6 protein-coding genes are annotated in these 10616 nt (G+C 71.8%); 2 read left to right on the top strand and 4 right to left on the bottom strand.

The window, feature by feature from the left end; translation table 11 throughout:
- The 4 genes from AB0O00_RS19910 to AB0O00_RS19895 all read right to left on the bottom strand — a co-directional run.
- The coding region (locus tag AB0O00_RS19910; RefSeq protein ID WP_363653526.1) for a serine/threonine-protein kinase at window positions 1-1064 on the bottom strand (1064 nt) is incomplete at its 3' end.
- Window positions 1065-1315: 251 nt separating this feature from the next.
- Window positions 1316-5059 (bottom strand): multifunctional oxoglutarate decarboxylase/oxoglutarate dehydrogenase thiamine pyrophosphate-binding subunit/dihydrolipoyllysine-residue succinyltransferase subunit, encoded by a 3744-nt coding sequence (locus AB0O00_RS19905; RefSeq protein WP_363653524.1) that lies wholly within the window; start codon window positions 5057-5059, stop codon window positions 1316-1318.
- A 321-nt stretch (window positions 5060-5380) separates the two neighbouring features.
- Window positions 5381-6511 (bottom strand): ATP-binding protein, encoded by a 1131-nt coding sequence (locus tag AB0O00_RS19900; protein ID WP_363653522.1) that lies wholly within the window; start codon window positions 6509-6511, stop codon window positions 5381-5383.
- Window positions 6512-6586: 75 nt separating this feature from the next.
- Window positions 6587-7324 carry a response regulator transcription factor gene (locus AB0O00_RS19895; protein ID WP_363653520.1) on the bottom strand — a complete coding sequence of 246 codons (738 nt, stop codon included), beginning with the start codon at window positions 7322-7324 and terminating at the stop codon, window positions 6587-6589.
- A 570-nt stretch (window positions 7325-7894) separates the two neighbouring features.
- Here AB0O00_RS19895 and AB0O00_RS19890 point away from each other — a divergent pair.
- Together AB0O00_RS19890 and AB0O00_RS19885 are read left to right on the top strand one after the other, a co-directional pair.
- The gene (locus AB0O00_RS19890) at window positions 7895-8692 is read left to right on the top strand and encodes a rhomboid-like protein (protein WP_363653518.1); all 798 of its coding nucleotides are present in this window, start codon (window positions 7895-7897) and stop codon (window positions 8690-8692) included.
- A 145-nt stretch (window positions 8693-8837) separates the two neighbouring features.
- Window positions 8838-10616, top strand: a 1779-nt coding sequence (locus AB0O00_RS19885; RefSeq protein WP_363653516.1) for an AAA family ATPase, incomplete at its 3' end; no start/stop codon positions are given.

Below are 10616 nucleotides of genomic sequence, written 5' to 3'. Positions count from 1 at the left end.
GTGGGCTGGTGGGTCACCGCGGTGGCCGGGTGGGTCGGTGCGGCGAAGGGCGGCGGGGGAGTGGCGGGCACGGCCGGCATCGGGGTCGGCGGGGTGGACGGGATGGCCGGCACCGGCGTGGGCGGCGTCTTGGGCAGGTCCGAGCGGCGGGTGATCTCGGTGTTGACCTGGCGCGGCAGCCAGTCCTCGCCGAACCGCAGCTGTCCGCCGACCTCCGGGTGGTTGCGGGCGACCTGGATGATCTCGGCGGGCGTCGGCCGGTCCTCCGGGAGCTTGGCCAGGCAGCGCAGGACCAGCTCGCGCAGGTCGGCCGGGACGCCGCTCAGGTCGGGCTCCTCGTGCACCACCCGGTAGAGGACGGCGGTGTCCGGGCCGTCGCCGAACGGCGCCGCGCCGCCGGCCACGTACGCGGCCAGCGCGCCGAGCGCGAACACGTCGGTGGCCGGGGTGACCGGGCGGCCCTGGGCCTGCTCGGGGGACATGAAGGCGGGGGAGCCGATCCGGTAGCCGGTGCCGGTCAGCGCCGTGGCGTCGGCGGCCCGGGCGATGCCGAAGTCGATCACCCGCGGGCCGTCCCCGGCGACCAGCACGTTGGCGGGCTTGAGGTCGCGGTGCACCACCTCGACGCTGTGGATGGCCTGCAGCGCCTCGGCGATGCCGCCCATCAGCAGCAGGACGGTGCGCACCGGCAGCGCGCCGTTCTCGCGCACGACCTGCTGGAGCGAGGGGCCGGGCACGTACGCGGTGACCAGCCAGGGGGCGTCCGAGTCCAGGCCGCCGGAGTCGATCACCTGCGCGGTGTAGAGCCCGTGGATCCGCTGGGCGTTGCTGACCTCCTGGGCGAAGCGGCGGCGGAACTCGCCGTCCTCGGCGAACTCGGGGCGGACCACCTTGAGGGCGACCGGGCGCCCGCCCGGCGTGTACGACAGGTAGACCCGGCCCATGCCGCCGGCCCCGAGCCGGGCGAAGAGCCGGTAGCCGCCGACCTCCCGGGGGTCGTCGGGCAGCAGCGGCTGGAAGACCGGCGGGAGCTTGCTGGCATCCCTCGGCGTGTCGGCGGTCATCTGGTGATCCCCCTGGGAGAGCGGTGAGGTCGTCCGACCGGCCCGGGGGCGGTGACGGGCTCCCGGGGCAGCGATCTGGCGAGGCATAACCTATCGATCCGTCAGCTGCACCGGCACGCCGGTATCCGATTGGTTGCAGAGCTGCGACCTTGACATGGCATCGTGGGGAAACGGTTCTGCTGCCAACCGAACGGCCCCCGCCCTCCCGGAAGGGAGGACGGGGGCCGTTCGCGTGAGCCAGGCTCAGGGCCTCAGATCGAGTAGACCTCTTCGATCAGGGCCTGCTGCTCGGCGGCGTGGCGCTTGGCCGAGCCGACCGCCGGCGACGAGGCCGCCGGGCGGGCGACGCGGCGCAGGCGCGAGCCGTTGGCGCTGCGGCCGATGACGACCTGCAGGTGGTCGACCAGGTTCATCGCGATGAACGGCCAGGAACCCTGGTTGGCCGGCTCCTCCTGCGCCCAGATGAACTGGACGTTGTCGCCGTAGCGGGCCAGCTCCTCCTGGAGCTCGGCCACCGGCAGCGGGTAGAGCCGCTCGACCCGGACGATCGCCGTGTCGGTGACGCCGCGCTCGGCGCGCGCCGCCTCCAGGTCGTAGTAGAACTTGCCGGCGGTGATGACCACCTTGCGGACCTGCGCCGGGTCGACGGTGGTGTCGCCGATGACCGGGCGGAACGAGCCGGACAGGAACTCCTCGGTCGCACTCGCCGCGGCCTTCAGGCGCAGCATCGACTTCGGGGTGAAGACGACGAGCGGCTTGTGGTGCGGGTTGTGCGCCTGCCAGCGCAGCAGGTGGAAGTAGTTCGACGGCAGCGTCGGCATGGCGACCGTCATGTTGTTCTGCGCGCACAGCTGCAGGAAGCGCTCCGGGCGGGCGGACGAGTGGTCCGGGCCCTGGCCCTCGTAGCCGTGCGGCAGCAGCAGGGTGACGCCCGAGTGCTGGCCCCACTTCTGCTCGGCGGAGGCGATGTACTCGTCCACCATGGTCTGCGCGCCGTTGACGAAGTCGCCGAACTGCGCCTCCCACATGACCAGCGCGTTCGGGCGGGTCAGCGAGTAGCCGTACTCGAAGCCCATGGCCGCGTACTCCGACAGCAGGCTGTCGTAGACGGTGTAGCGGGCCTGGTCCTCGGTGAGGTACTGCAGCGGGGTGTAGTCCTCGCCGGTCTTGCGGTCGATCAGGACGGCGTGCCGCTGGCCGAAGGTGCCGCGGCGGCTGTCCTGGCCGGCCAGGCGGACCGGGTGGCCCTCCATGAGCAGCGAGCCGATGGCGAGGGTCTCGCCCATCGCCCAGTCGATGGTGTTGTCCTCGACCGAGGCGGCGCGGCGCTGCAGCTGCGGGAACAGGCGCGGGTGGACGGTCAGCCACTCCGGCAGGTTGACCTGCGAGGCGGCGATCCGCTTGACCATCTCCTGGGAGATGCCGGTCCGGATGCTGACCGGGAAGTCGGCGACCGGCTTGCCGGTGGCGCCGGCGGCCGGCGTCTGGGCCGCGTCGCGGACCTCGGCGAAGACCTTCTCCAGCTGGCCCTGGAAGTCCTGGAGCGCCTGCTCCGCCTCTTCCATGGTGATGTCGCCGCGACCGATCAGGCCCTCGGTGTACAGCTTGCGCACCGAGCGCTTCTTGTCGATCAGGTCGTACATCAGCGGCTGGGTGAACGACGGGTTGTCGGCCTCGTTGTGACCGCGGCGGCGGTAGCAGATGAGGTCGATCACCACGTCCTTGTGGAACTCCTGGCGGAACTCGAAGGCGAGCCGCGCGACGCGGACCACGGCCTCCGGGTCGTCGCCGTTCACGTGGAAGATCGGGGCCTCGATCATGCGGGCCACGTCGGTGCAGTACATCGACGAGCGCGAGGAGGCCGGGGCGGCGGTGAAGCCGACCTGGTTGTTCACCACGAGGTGGATCGTGCCGCCGGTGCGGTAGCCGCGCAGCTGCGACATGTTCAGGGTCTCCGCGACGACGCCCTGGCCGGCGAAGGCCGCGTCGCCGTGGATCTGGATCGGCAGCACCGGGAAGGTCGTGCCGCCCTGGTCCAGGACGTCCTGCTTGGCGCGGACGATGCCCTCGACGACCGGGTCGACCGTCTCCAGGTGGGAGGGGTTCGCGGCGAGCGAGACCTTGATGGTCTCGCCGTCCAGGCCGGTGAAGGTGCCCTCGGCGCCCAGGTGGTACTTGACGTCACCGGAGCCGTGCATGGACTTCGGGTCGAGGTTGCCCTCGAACTCGCCGAAGATCCGGGCGTACGGCTTGCCGACGATGTTGGCCAGCACGTTCAGACGGCCGCGGTGGGCCATGCCGATCACGGCCTCGTCCAGGCGGTGCTCGGCCGCCGAGTCGATGGTCGCGTCCAGCAGCGGGATGAGGGACTCGCCGCCCTCCAGCGAGAAGCGCTTCTGCCCGACGTACTTGGTCTGCAGGAAGGTCTCGAAGGCCTCGGCGGAGTTCAGGCGGCGCAGGATGCGCAGCTGCTCCTCGCGCTCGGGCTTGGTGTACGGCTTCTCCAGGCGCTCCTGCAGCCACTTGCGCTGCTTCGGGTCCTGGATGTGCATGTACTCGATGCCGACGGTGCGGCAGTAGGTGTTGCGCAGCAGGCCGAGGATGTCGCGGAGCTTCATCATCTTCTGGCCGCCGAAGCCGCCGACCGCGAACTCGCGCTCCAGGTCCCACAGGGTGAGGCCGTGCTGGACGACGTCCAGGTCGGGGTGCTTGCGCTGCTTGTACTCCAGCGGGTCGGTGTCGGCCATCAGGTGGCCGCGCACGCGGTACGCGTGGATGAGCTCCATGACGCGGGCGGTCTTGTTGACCTCGTCGTCGTGGGTGGTGGCGACGTCGGTGGCCCAGCGGACCGGCTCGTACGGGATCCGCAGCGACTCGAAGATCTCGTCGTAGAAGCCGTTCTGGCCGAGCAGCAGCTGGTGGATCGTGCGCAGGAACTCGCCGGACGCCGCGCCCTGGATGACGCGGTGGTCGTAGGTCGAGGTCAGCGTCATGATCTTGGAGACGCCGAGGCGCGAGAGGGTCTCCGGGGCGGAGCCCTGGAACTCGGCCGGGTACTCCATGGCGCCGACGCCGACGATGGTGCCCTGGTTCTGCATCAGGCGCGGCACGGAGTGCACGGTGCCGATGCCGCCGGGGTTGGTCAGCGAGACCGTGACGCCGGTGAAGTCGTCCATGGTCAGCTTGTTGGCGCGGGCCCGGCGGACGATGTCCTCGTAGGCCTGCCAGAAGCCGAAGAAGTCGAGGGTCTCGGCCTTCTTGATGGCCGCGACGACGAGCTGGCGGTCGCCGTTGGGCTTGACCAGGTCGATGGCCAGGCCGAGGTTGATGTGCTCGGGCTTGACCAGGAAGGCCTTGCCGCCCTCCACCTTGTAGCTGTGGTTCATCCCCGGGTGGGCCTTGATGGCCTGGACGAGGGCGTAGCCGATCAGGTGGGTGAAGGAGACCTTGCCGCCGCGGGCGCGCTGCAGGTGGTTGTTGATGACGATGCGGTTGTCGATCAACAGCTTCGCCGGGACGGCGCGCACCGAGGTCGCGGTCGGCACCTCCAGCGAGGCGTCCATGTTGGTGGCGACGGCCTTCGCCGGGCCGCGCAGCTGGACCAGCTCCGGGCCGCCGGCCTCGGGAGCGGCGGGGGCGGCCGGGGCGGCGGCCTTGGGGGCCGGCGGCGCGGCGGGCGCGGCGGCGAGCGGCGCGGGGGCCGCCACCGGGGCCGGGGCGGCCGGCACGGCGGGGGCGGGCGCGGCGGCCGGAGCAGCAGCGGGCGCGGGGGCAGCGGCAGGGGTCGGCGTGGGGCCGGCCTGGGTCGCGGCCTGGGTCACTGGGGTCACCTCGGAACCGGGCTTGTAGTCGGCGAAAAAGTCCCACCAGGCTCGGTCGACCGAGTTCGGGTCCTGGAGGTACTGCTGGTAGATCTCATCGACGAGCCACTCGTTGGGGCCGAAGCCAGTGGAGCTTGCCGAGCTGTTGGGGGTTTCTTGGGACTGTGGCGACACGGCGGCAACCGCCCTCTTCCGCTTCCTTTTGGGATGTTTGGACAGCGGGGATTAAGGCTACGCCCCTGACCAGTGATCGCGCAGTCCCCGGGGGGCAGGCGTCGTCCAGATCACAGTCCTGACCTGCAGATTGGCCGAAAATGTGCGTTAGAAACCCGCATGTACGGGGAACTGACCAGGCCTGATCGGCCCACATATTGGGACGAAAACGGACAAAGTCCCGGCCTGATCTTCGAATGATCTTCGTGTACGTCTGTGTCGGATCTGTGACACAAACCCCCGCTGCGCACCCCTCGGGTGCCGCTGGACGATCGCACGAGCTCAGCGCTGGCCGGGCAGCCGGACCTCGATCCGGCAGCCGCGCGGCGACTCCGCGACCGCGATCCGCCCGCCGTGCAGGTCCACCGCCCAGCGGGCGATGGCCAGGCCGAGGCCGGTGCCGCCGTCGGAGCCCGGCCCCTGGGCGGTGGCGGTGCCGCTGCGGCTGAAGCGTTCGAAGACCCGGTTGCGGTCGGCCGGCGGGATGCCGGGACCCTCGTCCTCGACCTCCAGCAGCAGGCCGCCGGGCTCGCCGTCGGGCCGCGCGCGCACCGTCACGGTGCCGCCGGGCGGGGAGTGCTTGCAGGCGTTGTCGACCAGGTTGGCGACCACCTGGTGGAGGCGCTCCGGGTCCGCGACGCCGGTCAGGCCGGCCGGGCTGACCTCCAGTGCGAGCCGGACGTCCCCGCGCCGGGAGAACGCCCCGCCCGCCGTCGCGCCGTCCACGGTGACGCCGCGCAGCACGCCGTCCAGGAACTCGCGCACCTCGAAGGGGCGGGCGTCGAGGTCGACCACGCCGTCGTCGATCTTGGAGAGGTCGAGCAGGTGGGTGACCAGGCGGCCGAGCCGCTCGGTCTGCTCAAGGGCCGCTTCGAGGGTCGCCGGATTGGGCTGCACGACGCCGTCGACCACGTTCTCCAGCACGGCGCGCAGTGCGGCGATGGGCGTGCGCAGCTCGTGCGAGACGTTGGCGACCAGTTCGCGCCGGTGGCGGTCGGCGGCCTCCAGGTCGGAGGCCATCTGGTTGAAGGTGGCGGCCAGTTCGCCGATCTCGTCGCGCGAGTTCACCTCGACCCGGCGGCTGTAGTCGCCGGAGGCCATCGCGCGGGCGGCCGCGGTCATCTCGCGGAGGGGGGCGGTGAGCCCGTGCGCGAGGAACTGCATGAAGAGCAGCGACGCGATCATCGAGAAGATCATGATGATGCGGATCTGCGTCTCGGACTTCAGTGCCACGACGACCATGCCGCTGGCGAGGAAGACGGAGACGATCACGAGCAGCGCGAGCTTGCCCTTGATCGACCGGACGGGGTCGAGCGGCCGGATGTCGGCCCAGACCCGGCGGGCGGCGCGGGCGGCGAGGGTCTGCGACCGGGTGCCGGCGGCGTCGCCGTTGCGTTGCTGTGGAAAGGTCATTGTCCCTGTGGTCCCCCGCATGGGTACGGCGGTTCGGGACACGGGCCCCCCGGAGGCCCGATGCCCGAGGCGCCGCTAGGAGAGCGGGGCCTCCAGCGCGTAGCCGACACCGTGCACGGTGCGGATCCAGCTGGCGCCGATCTTCCGGCGCAGCGCCTTGACGTGGCTGTCGACGGTGCGGGTGCCGGACGCGTCGGTCCAGTCCCACACCTCGGCCAGCAGCTGCTCGCGGGTGAGCACGGCACGCGGCTGGGCGGCCAGGCAGGCGAGCAGGTCGAACTCGGTCGGCGTCAGGTGGACGTCGCCCGAGGCGAGGCGCACCCGGCGCTGCACGTGGTCGATCTCCAGCTCGCCGAAGCGCAGCGAGCCGAGCGCGGGCGTGCGGGCGGCCTGCTGGGCGCGCTCGACGCGGCGCAGCAGCACGTTGACCCGGGCGGCCAGTTCGCGCATGGAGAAGGGCTTGGTCATGTAGTCGTCGGCTCCGACGCCGAGGCCGACCAGCAGGTCCGTCTCGTCGTCGCGCGCGGTCAGCATCAGCACCGGCACCGGTCGCTGGGCCTGGATCCGGCGGCACACTTCGAGGCCGTCGAAGCCGGGCAGCATGATGTCGAGGACGACGAGGTCCGGCTGCCAGGTGTGGAAGCCGTCGACCGCGCCCGGCCCGTCGTGGGCCACGGCGACCTTGAAGCCCTCCGCGCCCAGCCGGGCCGCGATCGACTCCGCGATCGTGGGCTCGTCCTCTACCACCAGCACTCTGCGCTGGCTGCTCACCGTGCCGCCGCTATTGCTGCTGTCCTGCTGAATTTCTGTCACGGTCACGCCACCGCCCCCAGGGCTGCGGGCCGGCCACCTGTGGGGATGGCGGGGCTCCGCTTCGTAGTCTTGTTCCGTCGTGGACTGTGTGCCGGGTCCGCCGTCCCGTCGCGTGCGCGGATCGGAGGGCGGAGGTCGGCCACCCGCTTCTCCCGCGCACTTCGCAGCGTACGGACAGCAGGTGCCTCCCGGCAGGTGGACCGGACGTTTCCGGCCCGTTGGGCCGGTTCCGGCCCGCTCTCGGACCCACTCACGAGTGGGCACGGGCCGATACCTTACCCGGCGTTTTTTCACTGCGTAACGGTACGTATGCAGTCGAGTTGACACCAAGTCGCCGGTCAGGGCCGCTACTGACGGGTTAAACGGAGGAAGGTCTGGACCAATGCGGGAATCCGGCCGGTCGGCCGGTCCACCGGTCTTCACGGGCTTTTCTCAGCTGGTTCTCAGAACCTCGACGTAACGTGATCACGACAACGCCCCGCGGGAGGGATTCCGTGCGCGCGCCGGTACGTTGGTCACCCCGGACGGGAGCAGGGCGCCGGCGGCTGCGGGCGTGGAGCGGAGGGCGGCATGGCTGGACTGCGGCGCGGTGGCGCACCGGCGGGTCCGCGCCCGGGCCCGCGGCAGCCGTGGGCCGGGCCGCCGTACGGGATGCTCAGGTTCGGGCTGCGCACCGGGGTGGCCGAGTGGCTGCTGGCCCGGGTGCCGACACCCCGGCGCAACCCTTTCGCGCTCGGATATCTCGCCGTGGTGGGCGCCACCACGACCTTTGCCAAACTCGCGGATCCGGATCTCGTCCTGCGGCTGCAGGAGGCCTCCAGTTCGGACGGCCACAATCTTTTGCACCACCCATTGCGGGCGCTGCTGCTCAGCGGATTCTGGGTGGCCGGCGAGGTGTGGATGCCGTACCTGTGGGGATTCGCCTTCACCGTCGCGCCGCTGGAGCGCCGGGTCGGCTCCCGGCGGGCGGCGGCGGTCTTCGCGATCGGGCACGTCACGGCCACGCTGCTGTCCCAGGCGGTGGTGATCGCCGCCGTGGAGACCGGGCACCTGGAGGCCGCGGCGATGGACTACCTGGACATCGGCGTCAGCTACGGCGTGCTGGTCAGCCTCGGCGCGCTCGCCGGGCTGCTCCCCTGGCGCGGGCGGCTGCTGGCGCTCGGCAGCGCCGCGGTGCTGATCGCCGAGCAGATCATCACCGAGGACGACCTGGTCACCGCGGTGGGCCACCCGGCGGCGGTGCTCACCGGGGTGGCGCTGTGGCGCTGGCTGCGCCGCGGCGCCGGGCGTCGGCCGCGCCCGCTGCGCGCGGAGGTGCCGGAGGCCGCTCCGGTGTCCGGCGGTGCCCCGGTCTTGGACGTCCGTTAACTCGTTCGGGGGGTTTTGACGACCTTCCCGCGGCCCCTGGCTGCGCTCCTTTTCTGTTCGCTCATGGCGAACAAGAGGTGGGGAACATCCGGCGCCCGTGAAGCCTTAGTCAGGTCGACTCAAGTTCACTGACTGGGGAGAGATCATGGCATCGACGTCCACACCGCTCACCCTGCCCGTGCTGCCGCTCGACGACGAGGTCGTCCTGCCGGGCATGGTCGTCCCGCTGGACCTGAAGGACACCGAGGTGCGCGCCGCGGTGGAGGCCGCCCGCGCGGCGGCCGGCGCCGGCAAGCCCCAGGTCCTGCTGGTCCCGCGGGTGGACGGCTCGTACGCGGCGGTCGGCACGCTGGCCGCCGTCGAGCAGGTCGGCCGGCTGGCCGATGGCCCCGGCACAATCGGCCAGCCTGCGGCGCTGGTGCGCGCCGTGCGCCGGGTCCGGATCGGGGCCGGCACCACCGGTCCCGGCGCGGCCCTCTGGGTCGAGACCACGCCGTTCCGGGAGTCCTCGGTCGGCATGCCGGTGGCCGGCCGGGCCGCCGAGCTGGTCAAGGAGTACAAGGCGCTGTCCACCCAGTGGCTGCGCAAGCGCGGCGCCTGGCAGATCGTCGACCGGGTGGCCCAGATCGAGGGCGTCGGCGAGCTCGCCGACAACATCGGCTACGCCCCCTTCGCCACCGCCGAGCAGAAGCTCAAGGTGCTGCTGGAGGCCGACCAGGTCGCCCGCCTGGAGTACGCGCTGACGCTGCTGCGCGACCACCTCGCCGAGGAGGAGGTCAACGACACGATCCGCAAGGACGTCGAGGAGGGTGTCGCCAAGCAGCAGAAGGAGTTCCTGCTCCGCCGCCAGCTGGAGGCCGTCCGCAAGGAGCTGGCCGAGCTGAACGGCGACCCGGCCGACGAGGAGGGCGACTACCGCGCCCGCGTCGAGGCGGCCGACCTGCCCGAGGGCGTCCGCGAGGCCGCGCTCAAGGAGGTCGACAAGCTGGAGCGCGCGTCCGACCAGTCCCCCGAGGGCTCGTGGATCCGCACCTGGCTGGACACCGTCCTGGAGCTGCCGTGGAACGAGCGCACCGAGGACGCGTACGACATCGCCGGCGCCCGCGCGGTGCTGGACGCCGACCACGCCGGCCTGGCCGACGTGAAGGACCGCATCGTCGAGTACCTCGCCGTGCGCAAGCGCCGCTCCGAGCAGGGGCTCGGGCTGGTCGGCGGCCGTCGGGGAGGCGCGGTGCTGGCCCTGGTCGGGCCGCCTGGCGTCGGCAAGACCTCGCTCGGCGAGTCGGTGGCCCGCGCGATGGGCCGCAAGTTCGTCCGGGTCGCGCTCGGCGGCGTCCGCGACGAGGCCGAGATCCGCGGCCACCGGCGCACCTACGTCGGCGCGCTGCCCGGCCGCCTGGTGCGGGCGATCAAGGAGGCCGGCTCGATGAACCCGGTCGTCCTGCTCGACGAGATCGACAAGGTCGGCTCCGACTACCGCGGGGACCCGGCCGCCGCCCTGCTGGAGGTGCTGGACCCGGCGCAGAACCACACCTTCAGGGACCACTACCTGGAGGTCGAGCTCGACCTCTCCGACGTCGTCTTCCTCGCCACCGCCAACGTGCTGGAGGCCATCCCCGAGCCGCTGCTCGACCGGATGGAGCTCGTCCGGCTCGACGGCTACACCGAGGACGAGAAGGTCGTCATCGCCCGCGACCACCTGCTCCCGCGCCAGCTGGAGCGGGCCGGTCTCGGCGGCGAGCAGGTCGGCGTCGACGAGGCGGCGCTGCGCAAGCTCGCCGGGGAGTACACCCGCGAGGCCGGCGTGCGGAACCTTGAGCGCTCGATCGCCCGCGTGCTGCGCAAGATCGCCGCGCAGGCCGAGCTCGGCGAGCGCGAGCTGCCCGCCGCGATCGGCGCGGACGACCTGCGCGCCCTGATCGGC

Origin of the sequence: Kitasatospora sp. NPDC093558 (assembly GCF_040683475.1) — a bacterium.
Taxonomy (GTDB): domain Bacteria; phylum Actinomycetota; class Actinomycetes; order Streptomycetales; family Streptomycetaceae; genus Kitasatospora.
Note: the sequence above shows the minus strand (reverse complement) of the source record. Positions and strands in the feature narration are given on the sequence as shown.